Origin of the sequence: Chryseobacterium culicis (assembly GCF_002979755.1) — a bacterium.
In the GTDB taxonomy this organism is placed as follows: domain Bacteria; phylum Bacteroidota; class Bacteroidia; order Flavobacteriales; family Weeksellaceae; genus Chryseobacterium; species Chryseobacterium culicis_A.
Genome location: NZ_PCPP01000001.1, coordinates 2,525,852 through 2,543,211, shown reverse-complemented (window position 1 = coordinate 2,543,211; position 17,360 = coordinate 2,525,852). Strand labels below are relative to the sequence as shown.

Annotated in this window: 11 protein-coding genes; 7 read left to right on the top strand and 4 right to left on the bottom strand. The window is 35.5% G+C overall.

All coding sequences use genetic code 11. The features are described from left to right. Positions 1–108: 108 nt before the first annotated feature. Genes CQ022_RS11475 through CQ022_RS11465 form a run of 3 tightly spaced genes read right to left on the bottom strand, consistent with a single transcriptional unit; the run spans position 109 to position 2,546 of the window. Entirely contained in the window at positions 109–1,146 is a 1,038-nt protein-coding gene (locus CQ022_RS11475; protein WP_105681515.1) for a patatin-like phospholipase family protein, read from the bottom strand. 4 nt (positions 1,147–1,150) lie between these two features. Beyond that, on the bottom strand, positions 1,151–1,954 hold the full coding sequence (locus CQ022_RS11470; protein ID WP_105681514.1) for a phosphatidate cytidylyltransferase: 804 nt from the start codon (positions 1,952–1,954) through the stop codon (positions 1,151–1,153). Then, a complete protein-coding gene (locus CQ022_RS11465) occupies positions 1,944–2,546 on the bottom strand; it encodes a CDP-alcohol phosphatidyltransferase family protein (RefSeq protein WP_105681513.1) in 603 nt (200 codons plus the stop codon). The genes CQ022_RS11470 and CQ022_RS11465 overlap by 11 nt, the downstream gene beginning before the upstream one ends. A 153-nt stretch (positions 2,547–2,699) precedes the next feature. Between CQ022_RS11465 and CQ022_RS11460 the strand changes: the two genes are divergently transcribed. Continuing rightward, complete coding sequence (locus tag CQ022_RS11460; protein WP_105681512.1) at positions 2,700–4,307, top strand: CTP synthase; 1,608 nt, start codon at positions 2,700–2,702, stop codon at positions 4,305–4,307. Between the two features lie 178 nt (positions 4,308–4,485). Beyond that, positions 4,486–6,285, top strand: a complete 1,800-nt coding sequence (gene yidC / locus CQ022_RS11455) for a membrane protein insertase YidC (protein WP_105681511.1) — start codon at positions 4,486–4,488, stop codon at positions 6,283–6,285. Between the two features lie 132 nt (positions 6,286–6,417). Here yidC and CQ022_RS11450 read toward each other — a convergent pair whose 3' ends face one another. Beyond that, positions 6,418–7,002, bottom strand: a complete 585-nt coding sequence (locus CQ022_RS11450) for a ribonuclease HII (protein WP_105681510.1) — start codon at positions 7,000–7,002, stop codon at positions 6,418–6,420. A 296-nt stretch (positions 7,003–7,298) separates the two neighbouring features. On the opposite strand from CQ022_RS11450, the gene CQ022_RS11445 reads away from it, so the two are divergent. The 5 genes from CQ022_RS11445 (at position 7,299) to CQ022_RS11425 (ending at position 17,278) form a co-directional block, all read left to right on the top strand. Continuing rightward, positions 7,299–10,304: a SusC/RagA family TonB-linked outer membrane protein gene (locus CQ022_RS11445; protein WP_105681509.1), complete on the top strand. Its 3,006-nt coding sequence runs from the start codon at positions 7,299–7,301 to the stop codon at positions 10,302–10,304. A 24-nt stretch (positions 10,305–10,328) separates the two neighbouring features. Further along, positions 10,329–11,942 carry a SusD/RagB family nutrient-binding outer membrane lipoprotein gene (locus CQ022_RS11440; RefSeq protein ID WP_105681508.1) on the top strand — a complete coding sequence of 538 codons (1,614 nt, stop codon included), beginning with the start codon at positions 10,329–10,331 and terminating at the stop codon, positions 11,940–11,942. A 408-nt stretch (positions 11,943–12,350) separates the two neighbouring features. Further along, positions 12,351–15,308, top strand: a complete 2,958-nt coding sequence (locus CQ022_RS11435) for a SusC/RagA family TonB-linked outer membrane protein (RefSeq protein ID WP_105681507.1) — start codon at positions 12,351–12,353, stop codon at positions 15,306–15,308. Between the two features lie 3 nt (positions 15,309–15,311). Further along, a complete protein-coding gene (locus CQ022_RS11430) occupies positions 15,312–16,772 on the top strand; it encodes a SusD/RagB family nutrient-binding outer membrane lipoprotein (protein WP_105681506.1) in 1,461 nt (486 codons plus the stop codon). 56 nt (positions 16,773–16,828) lie between these two features. Further along, entirely contained in the window at positions 16,829–17,278 is a 450-nt protein-coding gene (locus CQ022_RS11425) for a lipocalin family protein (protein WP_105681505.1), read from the top strand. The last annotated feature ends 82 nt before the right edge of the window (positions 17,279–17,360 follow it).

Here is a 17,360-nt window from a genome sequence, read left to right as displayed (position 1 = left end):
CCGAAACTTAAAACTATGTGTTAAAAACCACCCCGTCAAAAATTCTTTGAATTTTCGCCACCCCTCCGGAGAAGGGGAATTTTCCCGTCTTCAGTTGAGGATTTGTCATCACTTTCTAATAGTTTTCATTGTTTGACTGAAAGCATACTGCCACTGTATTTCCATATCTTTCACAAATTGTGGGTAACTTTTAGGAAACGAAAAATTGATTTCAAATTTTCTCCAGTCAATTCCTTTTTTCAGATAATGTCCTTCCAGTTCCTGTTTTATGTTGAGGGTATCAATTTGGAAGCCGGATAAAAGTTTGTCTGTCTCTGCAAGCCTTTCATTTCCACTAAATCCAAGGACAGCACGTACAAGTGCTTCTTCTACAGGATTGTATGATTGTTTTTTTTCGGTAATAATTTCCTGTGCGAGATGCTGACTTAATTCTGCAGGTATAAGATCTATAGCTCCGCCAGCAAAATATTTTCCCTGAAGAAATGCAGGTTCTACATAAAACATATCGGAAATAGAAGCGCGGGTACTTTCAAGCATGGAAAGGTCAGTAACTATTTTGAACGTTTCTTCAACAGTACTGTTTTTTAAGCTTTCAGAATGACTGACAATTTGTTCAGGATAAATCTTCTTTGCTGTTTCCGGATCTGTGAAGATTGTTTTTTGATATAATTTTCTTTTATTTCTTTTTTGTCCACATTCTTTTGGGGTAAAAAGAATCTCCGAACCAATAATTAGGGTAGGTATTTCTTTTGAAAACTGAACATTTTTGATGGATGGAAAACATTTGGATAGATCTTGGGGCATTTCAACAAGATATCGGTTGAAAACATCTTCAATGAATGGGGCTTTTCTTTTATCCAGAAGTTTTTTTAAGGAGAAAAATCCGATTTGTGAAAGTTTTCTCTGCTTTGTTAATACAGTTCCTGAAACAAACTGAAAGTACTCTTCAGATGTTAGATATTCTTTCCGGGAAAGATCATCAGGAAAAGCATTGATGATTGTCGCTGCAAATGATCCACCACAGGAAGCAATCAGGAGATCCGGTTTGAGATCCAGTTCTTCCAGAGCAGCGAAGATTCCCAGATAAATCATCAGCCTTGTTCCGCCTCCTGAAAAAATAACAGCTCTTTTAAATTTTTCTTCCATGGCATTAATTTTTTATCAGAAGAGGAAATAACCAAAAGAATAAAGGTGCATTGAAAACCAGGCTGTCCATTCTGTCAAGAAGGCCACCGTGTCCGGGAAGCAGGCTGCCGGTATCTTTTACACCGGTTTTCCTTTTTAAATAAGACATGAAGATATCACCGAAAAATCCTGAAACTCCCAGAACAAGTCCTAAAATAGAATTGGTTACAATGTCTGTTGTAAGCAGAAAATACCCTAAGATGTTACTCAGGATAATCGTAATAAAAATACCACCAATAAGCCCTTCCAGTGTTTTGTTGGGACTGATTTGAGGCGTTATTTTATGTTTTCCGAAAAACTTACCCATCAGATACTGAAATACATCGTTCAGTTCAGTCACTACTACAATGAAGATAATGGCATTCAACCCATCAAAACGATTTCTTATCCATAACAAATTCGGAAAAGCGATAAGACATATTAATAAGGCAATGGAAATTCCATATATCTGTTTTACGGAGGAACCTTTCAGTACAGAACGGCATATAATGAGGATTGTTATAAGGAAACTGTACAAAAGGTAAACGTCAGTATTCAAAAAATAGAGCATGAAAAACTGTAAAACACTTATGAAAATTGAAGGAGCAAGTGGAGAATCATAAATTTTGAACATCCTTGAAAATTCAAAAAAACATTGAAAACTTATCCATGAAACCAAAATGGTCATAGCAAGAGGATGTGAAACTCCCAGCGCAAAAACAATAATGATGTAGATCCATGTTTTTACCCGTAAAGGAACATCTGCGAATTTATTTTCTTCAGGCTTCATTCAGAGATTTCTTAAGTCGTGTATAAGTACTGATCAGGAGTAAAACAATGATAATTCCAAAAATGTATGGGGAAACAACGGTAATGTTTACTCCGAAAAGGGTGAGCAAACCATACAATCCAAGGATAAGGGCACGGTCACTTTTTCCCATAGGTCCGTCATAACGCCTTTCCTTTCCTACGATTTTCCCCATTAATCCTGCAAATTCATTAATGATGCTAAGAACGATAAAGACAACGATAAGATATAAACTCTCAGGCTGAAACTTAAGAAGAGGGAAAAATATAATGACATCAGAGACAATATCACCTACTTCATTTAAAACCTCACCAAGAGTACTCGTCTGATTGAATTTCCTGGCCATCATTCCGTCCAAAGCATTTAGAGCCATTCTCATCAGCAATCCCACAGGAAGACTTAGCAAGAACCATTTCGAAATATCAGCATTCCAGAACAATATCCCAATGACCACGGATAAGAGAATAGAACTGATCGTAATCTGATTGGCTGTAATCTTATTTCTATGAAAAAATAATAAAACAGGAGTGAGGAGCTGCTGGAATTTTGGTTTTAGTTTATATACGGAAATCATGATGGTTATAGCTTTGTTTCATTTGCTTATACCAAATATAGATAAAAATTTTTATCAGGTTTTATGATTGTTTGAAGGATGTTTTACCATTTTCAAAATGTAAAAGATTGCTTTGTATTTCTTTTTCCCCTAACTTTGCACAAACCTAATCTAATGAGTAAAAAGAATACAAAGTACATCTTTGTGACAGGAGGTGTAACTTCATCTTTGGGAAAGGGAATCGTTTCTGCTTCTCTGGGACTTCTACTAAAATCACGTGGCTTTAATGTAACGATCCAAAAATTAGATCCTTATATCAATATCGACCCAGGAACTTTGAATCCTTATGAACACGGAGAGTGTTATGTAACTGAAGATGGTGCGGAGACGGATCTGGATTTAGGCCATTATGAGCGTTATCTTGATGCTCCTACATCCCAAAACAACAACGTTACTACAGGAAAAATTTACCAGACTGTAATTGAAAAAGAAAGAAAAGGAGATTTCCTTGGAAAAACAGTTCAGGTAATTCCTCATATTACTAACGAAATTAAACGTAGAATTAAAATCCTTTCAAAACAGAACTACGATATCATCATTACTGAAATCGGAGGAACGGTAGGGGATATTGAATCTTTACCATACATTGAAACTGTTCGTCAGCTGAAATGGGAATTGGGAGAGAGCAATTCTATGGTAATCCACCTGACTTTATTGCCTTACCTGGCTTCAAGTGGAGAATTAAAAACAAAACCATCCCAGCACTCTGTTCGTCAGTTGATGGAAAGTGGAATTATGGCTGATGTTTTAGTATGTAGAACAGAACACAAAATTCCTAAAGATCAGAGAGCAAAACTGGCACAGTTCTGCAACGTTCCTTTAGATAATGTTATCGAATGTAAAGATCTTGAAACGATCTATGAAGTTCCAATGTATCTTCAGAAGCAGAATTTCGATGATGTAGTATTGAAAGAACTTGATCTGAAGAGTGATAAAGATGCTGATCTAAAAGACTGGAAGAGTTTCCTTAAAAAATTCCAGAACCCTAAGAAAACTGTTGAGATTGCATTAGTTGGAAAATATATTTCCCTTCAGGATTCTTATATTTCTATTGCTGAAGCGTTCAAACATGCAGGAGCTGACCTTGAAACTGAAGTAAAAGTAAGATGGGTATACAGTGGAGATATTACGGAAGAAAACATCAAAGATACTCTGAAAGGAGTGAATGGTATTCTTGTAGCTCCAGGTTTCGGAGACAGAGGGATTGAAGGAAAAGTTCTTACGGCAAAATATGCAAGAGAAAATAAAATTCCGATGTTGGGAATCTGCTTAGGAATGCAGATCATGACGATTGAATTTGCAAGAAATGTTTTAGGACATACAAAAGCAAACTCCATGGAATTTGATACAGCAACTCCAGATCCTGTAATTTCCTTGATGGAAGAACAGAAAAATGTGGTAGATAAAGGTGGAACAATGCGTCTTGGAGCATGGAAGTGTACATTGAAAAACGGATCTAAATTAAACGATATCTACGGAACCAAAAATATTTCTGAAAGACACCGTCACCGTTATGAATTCAACAGTGATTATCTTCAGGAGTTTGAAAAGAACGGTTTCCTTGCTACAGGTACCAATCCTGAAACTGGTTTGGTAGAAGCACTTGAACTTCCTGATCATCCATTCTATGTGGGAGTTCAGTACCACCCGGAATATAAAAGTACGGTAGCGACACCGCATCCTTTATTCAGAGCTTTCATTAAGGCTTGCGAAAAGAAATAAGGTAAAATTTTATCATAAACGTCTACACATAAACTCAGGCTGATTATTCTCAGCTTGAGTTTATTATATAGTAACAACGTAAAGCATAGAGTTTTGATAAAAAAACAGTATTTTTGTCAGCTCAAATTACGTACACCAGTACGTATATTTTAAATTTAAAATTTTAATATAAAATAAAATGCAACAAAACAACGGAATCGATAAGAAGCAAATGATTAGTTTCGCGGTTTTATGCCTTGTTCTCTTCGGTTTTATGTTCTATTTCCAGAACAAACAAACGAAAGAAGCGGAGTTGAAAGCTCAGGAGCAGAAAACGGAACAGGCTAAAAATGCCGTAAAGCAAACTCAGGCAAACAATATCAATCCAAATGTAACTCCTAACGCAATCCAGACTGCAAGTCTTGGAAATAATGAACTGAAACTTGAATTTTCAAGCTTAGGAGGACAGGTTTCCAAAGTAGAGCTTTTAAAGTATAAAGCCTACAACCACAAAACAGACAATGCAGATCAGCCACTTTATCTGATCACTAAGAATAATTCAAACTACGGTTTTCAGTTTAAAGATAAAACAGGAAAGACTGTTAATACTAAAGATTTAGTTTTCTCACCTTCTGTTAACGGAAATGCTGTAACTTTAACTGCAGATTATAATGGTGCTGTAATTCAATTCATTTACACACTACTTCCAAAATATACCCTTGATTTTAAAGTAAGAACTCAGGGACTTTCCAAAATTACTTCTGATAACAAAGCAGATTTCATCTGGGATTATAATGTAAGAAACTTAGAGAAAGGTAGAGCTCAGGAGCAATCTCACTCAGAATTTTCTTATGCTTTCAATAATTATAAAGACTATGATTATGATGGAAGAACAACGATGGAAGAAGAAAAGGAAACTCTTAACTGGATTGGGGTAAAGCAGCAGTTCTTCACTTCAGTGATTGAAGCGAAAAACGGATTTACCCAAAGTAAAGGAAACCAGGAAAATGTTGAAGAAGGTGAATATTTGAAGAAACTCAACTATGAAGGCTTTGTTCAGATGACAGGAAGTGAGCTGAACCAGGACTTTACATGGTATTTCATGCCATTGGATTTACCATTGCTTAAATCCTATGATAAAAACTTTGATGAAATTCTTCCGTTAGGTTGGTCATTCATCGGAGCGATGAACCGTTATTTCTTCATGTGGTTATATGGTATTATTGCTGCTTGGGGATTATCAGCAGGTTGGGTAATTTTCGTAATGACAATCATTGTGAAACTAATCCTTTCACCAATTATGTATAAGCAGCATAAATTGAGTGCGATGATGAAGGTGATCCGTCCGGAAATTGATGAGGTAAATGCTAAGTTTAAGGATGCAGATCCGATGAAAAAACAGCAGGCTACAATGGAAGTTTACAGAAAAGCGGGAGTAAACCAGATGGCGGGATGTTTACCGGCATTAGTTCAGATTCCTATCTTCTATGCATTATTCCGTTTCTTCCCGAACTTTATTGATCTTAGAGGGCAAGGCTTCTGGTTTGCAAAGGATTTGACAGCTTATGATGATTTGATCAAGCTTCCGTTCAAAGTTCCTTTCCTTGGAGATCACTTAAGTATTTTTGCATTAGCTTGTACCGTTGTTATTTTAATCTATACTGTAATGACTTCAGGAAATATGCAGCAGCCTCAACAGGAAGGAATGCCAAATATGAAGGTATTAATGTACATCTTCCCGGTTACATTCTTATTCTTCCTTAACACTTCGGCTTCAGGACTTTCATGGTATTATTTTGTATCAAATGCGATTAACATCTTAATCATCCTTGTTATTAAATATGTGATTTTGGATGAAAAGAAAATCCATGCCCAGATTCAGTCTAACAAGGAAAAACCAAAAGCAGAAGGTAAATTCCAGAAGAGAATGAGAGAGATGATGGAGAAGGCTCAGGAGCAACAAAAGACTCAGGAACAACAAAGAAATAAAAAGAAATAATTTCCTTAATTATATCTTAAAAAAGAGAAGCAATACAGTATTGTTTCTCTTTTTTTATAGTAATTTTTATTTAGAAAGATTTTAAATTTCTAATTATGGTATGCGAATTTAACAATTGAGTATGAGGGGTTTTCAATCATATTTCAGTCTGAAAGATTGTCTGTGATGAACTGTTGGGCCGTATTTTATAAGGGCTTCCTGGTGTTTTTTTGTGGCGTAGCCAAAATTGGTGTCCCAGCCGTATTCCGGATGTTCTTCATGAAGCTGGATCATTAATTTGTCTCTATAATTCTTGGCAAGAATGGAAGCAGCAGCAATAGATAAAACTTTGGAATCTCCCTTAATAATACATTGGTGCGGAATATAATTATAGGGATGGAATTTATTCCCATCTACCAAAATAAGTTCCGGTGTAATACTCAGTTTGTCCAGTGCACGATGCATGGCATGAATGCTTGCATTGAGGATATTATGTTCATCAATAAAAGACGGGGGAAGTTCTGCAATAGCATAGCTTTTTACATTGTCTTTGATATAATGGTCAAGCTCCATCCGGGTTTTAAATGTTAATTTTTTTGAATCATTCACCAGATTTTGTTTGAAGTCATCATCTAAAATTACCGCTGCTGCTACAACCGGACCGCTTAAACATCCTCTTCCTACTTCATCACATCCGGCTTCAATGTAAAGGTTTGACCAGTTTTTTATTAGCTCCATGAATTGTTTCTATAAATGCAAAAATATAAAATTTTGCAGGAAGTGATTTTGTGTGTTTTTTACTGTTTTTATCGTTATAAAGAGTATAATTTATTGTTTTTAAATTTTTTTATTGGGGTTGCTAATTGTATGTGTTTTTCATATTGATGAAATAATGTATGTTTTTTTGACGAGTTGTTAGTTTTGGTATATGTTAAATGCTTTTGTTTTTGTTAATTATAAAATTTTAACATTTTTTTTGGTCATTTTGTGAAAGTTTCACATATTTGTAATCTGTAAAAATAATTGAATTTGATATGAAGAAATTAACTGCGAGTGTTTTCGCGGTGGTACTGTCGTCGTCATTTATGATGGTATCAGCCCAAAACACGAAAGATACTCTAAAAACCAAAAATATAGAGGAGATAGTTGTTACCGGAGCCTTAGGTATCAAAAGAAAGGCTGATGCGATAACAAATACACAGCAAGTTGTAACGACAAAAGAACTGAATCAGGCGTCAGCACCAACTGCTGTACAGGCATTGACGGGTAAGGTTTCAGGTTTACAAATCAATTTGACAAACAATGGTGTGGATCCTAGCTATCGAGTTGTCTTAAGAGGTGCTAAATCTATCACGGGTAATAACCAAGCGTTAATTGTAATTGATAACGTTATTTCATCTGCTGACATCTTACAGCAGATACCACCAGAAGCAATCGAAAACATCAACGTAATTAAAGGTTTACAAGGAGCGGCTCTTTATGGTCAGCAAGGGGTGAACGGGGTAATTATTGTGACGACAAAAAGAGGAACAAAATCTGAGAAACTTCAGATGACGTTCAATTCGTCTATTGATATCTCTAATGTTTTCATGCTTCCAAAAGTTCAGCAGAAGTACGGTAAGGGAGTTCAGGATGAAGGATGGAGTGATGTAGATTATGGAGGAACAAACTATGTGCCATGGGAAAACATGTCTTGGGGAGCTGCTTATGACAATCCGGCTATCGGAGGAACAATGATGCCTTCAGGTCTTCCACAGGCTGATGGTTCATTTATTTATGAAAAATATGCTCCAGTGAAGAATTTCATGAATAAATTCTTTTCAACAGGAGTATTAACCCAAAACGGAATTACAGCAACAGCAGGCGGATCTGATTCATATGTATCCTTCTCTGCTAACAGAACAGAAAATAATTTCGTAGTTGAGGGTGATAAATTAAGACAAAACAGTTTTATTTTTAAAGCTGGAAAGAAAATAGGAAAATTGAAAATTGATGGTAACATCAACTATATCAATAGAATAATATCCACTACAAACTCATCATTATATGATGATATTCTTCAAACTCCTACTAACAACAACATTAAACTGTATAGAAATAGTGGAATTGAAGGATATTACACAGGATACGCTGTAAACCCATACTGGACAATCGATCACGAAAGATATGACAGACGTAGTGATTACTTTAGTGCTATCCTTGGTTTAGATTATGAATTGAATAAGAACATCAACATTACGTATAACGGAAACGTTACGACTAGAGGTATGACTTATACAAGACATAATGATGGTGCTATTTTTACTAATACATATAACCTTCCTGGAGCATCCATTGATGGAATTACTTTTGGTGATCTAGGAAATGGTGATATCACTTCTTGGTTCTATGAAAGTACTTCTAAAGAAAGAAATTACTATGGTGACTTAATGATTAACTTTGATTATGAGCTAACTGATAAAATCGGCTTGAAGTTTAACATTGGTAATAACATTCAGGACAGGACTTACAATGTAACATCTGTAGGAGGTAATAATTTAGATATTCCAGGTTGGTATCACATTAAAAATGTACTTAATCCAGATCCTTTCTCTAGTGCTAATCTAGATAACTATCAGACAAACAGTAGAATTATTGCAGGATTTGCGAATTTAGATTTAAGCTATAATGATTATTTATTCTTAAACTCTACATTTAGAATTGAGCAGTCTTCAGTATTGTCAACAAGACCTTATAGCACAGGAAAAAGAACAAACCCAGTTTATCCTTATTATTCGGTAGGTTTGTCTTTTGTGCCAACTAAAGCATTTGCTAACTTAAAAGGAGATATTCTTAACTACGCAAAAATTACCGGATCATATACAAGAGTAGGTAACACAACTGCAGTAGATCCTTACAGAACGGATGAAATCGGAGTATTCCCGACAGGGTTCCCATTTAACGGATTAAGTTCATATATTAATAATCAAACGCCTACATCGGTAGATATTAAACCTGAATTTGTTAATACTTTAGATTTCGGAATGTCTCTAGGATTCCTGAAAGATAGAATCAGATTAGATGCGTCTGTTTACCAATCTACAACTGATGACTTAATTACAGCAAGAACTGCATCAAGTACATCTGGATTAACAAGTATTCTTGATAACGTGGGTAAGATGAGACTAAGAGGTCTTGAACTTGATTTAGGAATAACGCCAATTAAAACAAGCGATTTTACTTGGGATATGAAGGTGTCTTACTCTACATATAGATCTAAAGTATTGGAATTAGCTGATGGAGCTGATGAAGTTTCTTTATTAAGCAGTTCTTCAGCAGCAGTAGGTATCTTTGCTGTGAAAGGTTCTGATTTCCCGGTTATCAAAGGAAGTGCATTCCAGAGAGACGATCAGGGAAGAATTATTGTTGACTCTAAAGGAAATCCTTTGACAACAAGTAATCTTCAGGTTTTAGGAAGAGCAACTCCTGATTATATTCTTGGATTCTCTACAAACATTAAGTATAAAGGATTTACTTTATCTGCGATGGGAGATTTTAGAAAAGGTGGTAAATTTGTATCCTTTACGAAAAACTTACTTGCATTTACAGGAGGTTTAGAGGAATCAGCTGAGTTTGACAGAACTCAAGGATATGTTGTTCCTAATTCAGTACAGAATACAGGAACTGCTGCTAACCCAATCTACACTCCAAATAATACACCAGTAGGAGGTGCAGGAACGTATACTAACGTTACTAATTATTTCTCAAGTAGTGCTTATAGAGCTGTAGGTGAAAACCTGGTAGTTGATGCAACTGCATTGAAGATTAGAGAAATTGCGTTAAGTTATGATATACCAAAATCAGTATTAAGCTCAACTTTCTTGAACTCATTGACAATTGGTGTTTATTCAAGAAACCCATTCTTTAAGTACGCAGATAATAACAGAAACTATGCTGATCCGGAAACTGCAAGTACAACAGGGAATGCTGCAGGTTTTGCTTATACAACGCAGTATCCATCAACTAGAAGCTTTGGATTTAACCTTAAAGCATCTTTCTAAAATTTAATTAATTATTACTTGAAAATGAAAAAATTTAAATATACAATACTTGGTTTAATCGTTGCCTCGATGACGTTGACTTCATGTGATCATTATCTGGATATTAATGAAAATCCAAATAATATTCATGCGGAAGCTATTACACCAACTTTATTATTTCCTGGTGCTGTTGCTCAGACTTATAGAACACAAGCTACATGGATGAATAGATTTGGAGGGCTTATGATGAACTCTTATGCTGGTAACTCTTATTCTTTTGGAGCTCCATTTGGTAACGAATATACATTAAATGTAGATAGTTCTTTTTATCCACAGATCTGGGATGGATTATACAGAAACGTAGGTAACTTTGTTGCTATTGAGAAATATGATAATTCTACTCATAAATATGATAATTATGTAGCTGCTGCAAAAGTGATGAAAGCATTTTATATGCAGACTATTGTAGATTTGTATGGTGATGCTCCTTATAGCCAGGCATTTATGGGTCAGGCTAATGCAACTCCAAAATACGATAATGATGAGGAAATCTACAGATCATTAATTCTTGGTCTGAATGATGCTATCACTCTTATTGATAACGGAAATGCTGCTGCACTTGAACTTGGTGCTACTGATATTGTTTTCCAGGGAACAATGGATAACTGGAAGCGTCTTGCGAATACTGTGAAACTAAGAATGTTAGTTAGAATGTCTAAGGTAACAGGTTCTTTGGCTACTTTTAGAGATCAGCAACTTCAAACTTTAGCAGGAGCAAACTTTATAGATAGCGATGTTTTAGTAAATCCTGGGTACAGTGCTGCTAATGATGACCAGCAGAACCCGTTTTATGGATACTATGTGAGAAACAGTTCCAATTCTCAGTTGCAGAATAATACATTATTTACAGCATCTGAGCATATTGCAACTTGTCTTAATGGTAATCCTTATAATATGGCTGATAATGTTTATCAGAAATTTAATGGTATCATTGATGCAAGAAGAGGAAGAATGTTCTCATTAGTTGCTTATAATGGTCTTTCAGTTGTTAAAGGAGTTAGACAAGGTGCTACACCAGGACAGCCGGGAGCTCCGACTGATCTTACAACGGTTTCAAGATTTGGAAATGGTTGGATATTTGGTCAAGGTAGCCCTAGTACTACTGCTCAGTTAACATCGGTTGGATCTGCGAAATCTGGTGTGTTAATGACACGTTCAGAGAGTAACTTCCTTCAGGCTGAAGCTGCTGTTAGATATCCATCTATCTTCTCTAATGGTCAGACTAAGTTTGAAAATGGTATCAAAGCATCTTTTGATTATCTATATGCTACAGCGGGCACTTCTGCTACATACATTACTGCTATTCAGGCTAAAGTAGGTTTAGGTTGGAATGGTACTAACGATAATAAGATTGAAGCGATCATGACTCAAAAATGGTTAGCTACTGCAGGAATTAACCCTACGGAATCTTTCATTGATTATAACAGAACTGGTTTCCCGGTTACCCCTATGGCAACAACTTCAGCGAAGCCTAATAAACCATACAGATTAATGTATCCGTCATCTGAATATGTAGCTAACTCAGCGAACGTTCCTCAGATTTCAAATGCTCAGTGTTTTACTAAGAACCAAACGACTCCATTCTGGAATCAGAACTAATTTTTATAAAACAATTTTAATATATTTTACCGCCTTCGGGCGGTTTTTTTTGTTTTAAGGACTAAAGTTTTTTTGTTTATAAAAATATGCACAGCATAGCACGTGTGGAAATTATAGATGTTTTTTTTCTTTTTATTGTTTTCAAGTTATTGAGATTCAATTTGTTTAACTTGTTTAGGGTTGCAAACTAATATAGATATTATCAATTTAAATGATTGTTATTATTTCTTAAATGAAATTAACAATTAAGTAATTTGTTTTTGTTAAATCTTTACTTTTTAACTAATTTTAGTACTTATTTAATTGTTTTTGTTTTAAAATATTAAAATATATGTATTTTTTTTAAATTTTGCTTTGTGGTATTAAGAAAGTTTTACAAATTTGTACAGTCACAAAAATTAATTTGATATGAAGAAACTAACAGCAAGTCTTCTTGTTTTAGTAGTATCTTCTTCTATAGCTGTTGCCAATGCCCAGCAAAAGAATGATACTGTTAAAACAAAAGAAATTGAGGGTGTGGTTGTAACTGCACTCGGGATTAAAAGAGAGAAAAAATCTCTTGGTTATGCTTCTGAAGAAGTTAAAGCTGCAGAATTAACCGGTGGAACTACCAATACCGGTAACGTAGCATCTCTTCTTTCAGGTAAGGTAGCCGGACTACAGGTAAATACAAACAACAACTTTGGCGGATCTGCAAACCTTTTGATCAGAGGATATAAATCTTTGTCAGGAGGTTCTCCACTTATTGTAATTGATGGTTCTCCAGTTAATAATAATACTGTAACCGGATCTACATTCGATTATGGTAACTTTCTTTCAGACATCAACCAGGAGGATATAGAATCTGTAAACGTGTTGAAAGGTGCTGCTGCATCTGCTTTGTATGGTGAAAGAGGAAGTGATGGGGTAATCCTGATTGTAACTAAAAGCGGAAGAGGAAATAACGACGGAAGCTGGGGAGTTACTTTAAATTCAGGAATTACAGCGGGATTTATTGATAAATCTACATTCCCTACTTATCAGAAAAAATACGGAGCAGGATATGGTGGCCAGGCATGGAATGAAGCCGCAGGTCCTGGAGGCTATAATTATGCTAACTTTGTAGATGATGCATCTTACGGACCGGCATTTAATCCTAATCAATTGGTTTACCAATGGGATTCATTTGATCCTTCTTCTCCAAACTATGGAAAAGCCACACCTTGGGTTGCCGCGAAAAACGGACCTATTAAATTCTTTGAAACACCAGTCACATACATTAATACGATCACCATTGAAAAAGGAAATAAAACTTCAAACCTTTCCTTATCATATTCCAATATGCTTTCTAATGGTCTGATGCCTAATTCAGAGCTGAGAAAAAATACAATTTCAGCGAAATTTAATCACGATTTCACAGATAAGCTACATGCCTCTGTTTTCACAACTTTAACTTTACAGGACACAAAAGGTCGTAACGAAACAGGATATTCTGACAACGTTGTTACCGGTTTCAGACAGTGGTGGCAGACAAACGTAGATGTGCTAGCATTAAGAGATGCTTATGCTAATAATGGAAACAGTAATTTTTCCTGGAATAGATCTACAGCCGCAGATGGAACTCCTCAGTATTGGAATAACCCATATTTCCAGAGATATCAGAATTATCAGTCTGATGACAGAACCAGAATATTCAGCTATGCTCAGTTGAAATATGATGTTTCTAAGAATTTTGGAATTACAGGGAAATTATCTTACGATGATTTACAGATGGTTGTAGAAGAGAGATTAATGAATGGTTCTCTTCCTCAGGCATTCGGGGCTTCACAGCTTAATGTGAGCTCAGGATATGCAAGAACCAATGTGAAAAATACTGAGATCAACTTTGATTTATTTGCTAATTATAAGTTCGATATTACTTCAGACTTAAGTGTTAGCGGTATCGCAGGGGGGAACGTAAGAAGAAATCTTATTGACAATATTTATATGAGCACAGAAGGAGGTTTATCTAAGCCTGGGCTGTTTGCAATATCCAACTCAATAAGAACAATCCTTCCGCCTGATGAAAATTATTCAAAATGGGTTACTTCGAGTTTATATGCTACGGCATCTTTCGGATATAAAAACTTTTTATTTGTAGATGGTACTTATCGTGTAGACCAATCTTCCAACCTTCCGAAAGGAAATAACAGCTATGGATATCCTTCTGTAACCGGTGCTGTTATTCTATCAGAGTTTGTAAAACAACCTTGGCTAAGCTTCTGGAAATTGAGAGCAAACTATGCTGAAGTAGGTTCTTCTACGAATAATTACAGATTGGTTAATACTTTCAAAGCAAGAGGTGAAGGTCTATTTGATCAGCCTTACTTCCTTGCAAATCCAAACCTAAAACCTCAAAGATCTAAGGAAACTGAATTCGGTATGGAAGCACAGTTTTTCAAAAACAGGTTAGGTTTTGATATCGCAATCTATAAAACAAGAACATTTGACCAGATTATCAACTTGCCGGTTTCTTCTGCAACAGGATATAGAACGTTCCTTGTAAATGCAGGGCAGATTGACAATAAAGGGGTTGAAGTACAGTTAAACGGTACGCCATTTAAGACAGAAAATTTTACATGGGATGTTAACGTGAACTGGTCTAAAAATGAAAATAAAGTTATTGCATTAAATGGTGATTCTCAGAATTACTTGATGGCAAGTTACCAAGGAGGAGTTTCCCTTAATGCACGTGTTGGAGAATCTTTTGGTGCTTTAGTAGGATCAGATTATGTGTACAATGCTAATGGAGATAAAGTAATAGATCCTGCTACAGGTCGTTATTTAAGAAATAATAATCAGGTTATTGGAAATATCACCCCAGATTGGGTAGGTGGTATTAGAAACAGTTTCCGTTATAAAGATTTCACAGTAAGTTTCCTTATTGATGTGAAAAAAGGAGGAGATGTATTCTCTACTGATATGTATTACGGATTGGCAACTGGTCTTTATGCCGAAACTGCTGATTACAGAGAAGGTGGATTTGTACATCCTGGGGTTAATCCAAATGGGAATGTGAATACAACACCTACAATCAATCCTGGATCTTTTGGTAACGTTGACGGATATAGAAGAATGCCTAATAAAAGATTTGTTTATGATGCATCTTACGTAAAATTGAGAGAAGCAAGTATAGGATATAGCCTTCCTAAATCAATTCTTGCCAATACTTCTATTCGTGATGCAAAAATTTCAATTGTAGGAAGAAACCTTTGGATTATTCACAAAAACTTACCTTATGCAGATCCGGAAGCGGGTACGGGGAATGGTTTAGGGGCTAAAGGTAATTCTATTGGAGTGTTACCTACTACTCGTGATATTGGAATAGATTTAACTTTAAAATTCTAGAAAATGAAAAAATTATTTTTAATTATAGGTTTAGCTTCATTAACGTTAACATTTACATCGTGTGAAAGAGACATTACTTCACTGAATGAAGATCCTAAACATCCAACCGAAGTTCCTTCAGGAGTACTTTTTGCCAGTGCAGAACATGCACTTCTTGATCAGTTATTGTCTGCCAATGTAAACCGTAATATTACTAGGTTTTTTACGCAGCAGTGGTCAGAAACTACTTATACTGATGAAACCAATTATGATATGGTGACAAGACCAATTCCAAGGAATCATTATAATCGAATGATGGCATCAGCATCAGCAACAATTAACTCGCCGGGAGTATTATCCGCACTAAGAGATGCAAGAAGATTTCTTGATAGTGAAGGCGTAGATGCTATTACCAAAAACAATAGTATTGCTATGATTGAATTGGTAAATGTGTATGCATGGGCTAATTTAGTGGATACTTATGGGGATATTCCTTATTTTGGAGCATTAAAAGCTACAGCAGAGAATCCGGGAAGTGCGGAAATTCCTTATGATGATGCCAAAACAGTATATCTGGATCTTATTAAAAGAATTGATGCTGCAATCGCTATGATTAATACTTCTGGTAGTGGATATACTAATGATTTGATCTACAAAGGAGATATGAACAAGTGGAAGAAAATGGGGAATTCTTTGAAATTCAGAATGGCAGTAACTTTGGCAGATAGCGATCCGGCATTGGCTAAAACTTATGCAGAAGCTGCTTATACCGCAGGATTATTTACTGAAAAGGCAGATAATTTCGGACTGCAGACGTTCCCATCAGGATTATTGTCAAACCCTGTTTATCAGGATGTAATTCAGTCAGGTAGAAATGACTTTATTCCGTCTGATATTCTTGTTGATTTTATGAACACAACTTCAGATCCGAGAAGAGCAACATGGTTTACAAAGGTTGCGGGTGCTTATGTAGGTGGTGTGTATGGAGATCAGAATATTTTCAGTAGCTATTCTCACTTTACAAATGCTATTTCAGGTGAAAATGCACAAGGCTTTTTATTAGATTTTTCTGAAATCCAGTTTTTAAGAACTGAAGCTGCTGCAAGAGGCTTTAATGTTGGAGATACTGCTGCTAATTTATATACAGCTGCTATTACCGCATCAATGACTGAGTACGGTATCGATGCTCCTACTGCAAATGCATTTATTGCTGCCAACCCATATAATGCTGCCAATTGGAAAAAATCTGTTGGGGAGCAGGCATGGATAGCAATGTTCAATAAAGGATTCCAGGCATGGAACTTTGCCAGAAGATTAGATTTCCCTGTATTTCAAAATCCAGGAGGTTCTGTAGTAGAATCAGTGCCTGTAAGAATGCGTTATTCTGATCAGGAATATCTTCTTAACTCTAAAAATGTGAATGCTGCGGCTTCAAAAATTGGAGGTGATAAAGTATCAACTAAAATATTTTGGGATAAATTTTAATTTAAATAATATTTCTTCAAGCCTGTTTATGGCTTGAAGAATATAAAAACTTTTATATGAGATTTTTTATAGGAATTCTTCTTTTAATGAGTATTGCATCATGTTCAAATGATGATGATCGTGCAGTGGTAAATGAAGAGGTAAGTATTAATGGAAGCTGGAAACCATATAAGTATGAATTCAAAGGTAAAGATATTGTGCTGACTGATTGCGAAAAGAAAGGATTCATCTTTATAAATCAAGATTTCTCTGGATCTTATGAAAGATATGATGTATCATCTTCTTCCGGAAATTGTAATCTGTTTGATTCTTTTGGAGGAAAATGGACTTTTGATAAAATGTATCAGACATTAACTCTTACTTACACAGAAGCAGGAGTTTCCAAGACATTGAAAAAAGAAATAGATTCTTATTCCAGTACCGAACTAAGAATTAATGACAACAGTAAAAACCTGGATAATACGCCTGGGAATGACGAGGCTGTCCTTGTTTTCAGAAAAGAATAAATATTCTTGTTTACCTATAAAACCGCCTTCGGGCGGTTTTTTTATTTCCGTATATTTGTAACTTGGATTTTGAGCGGAAACA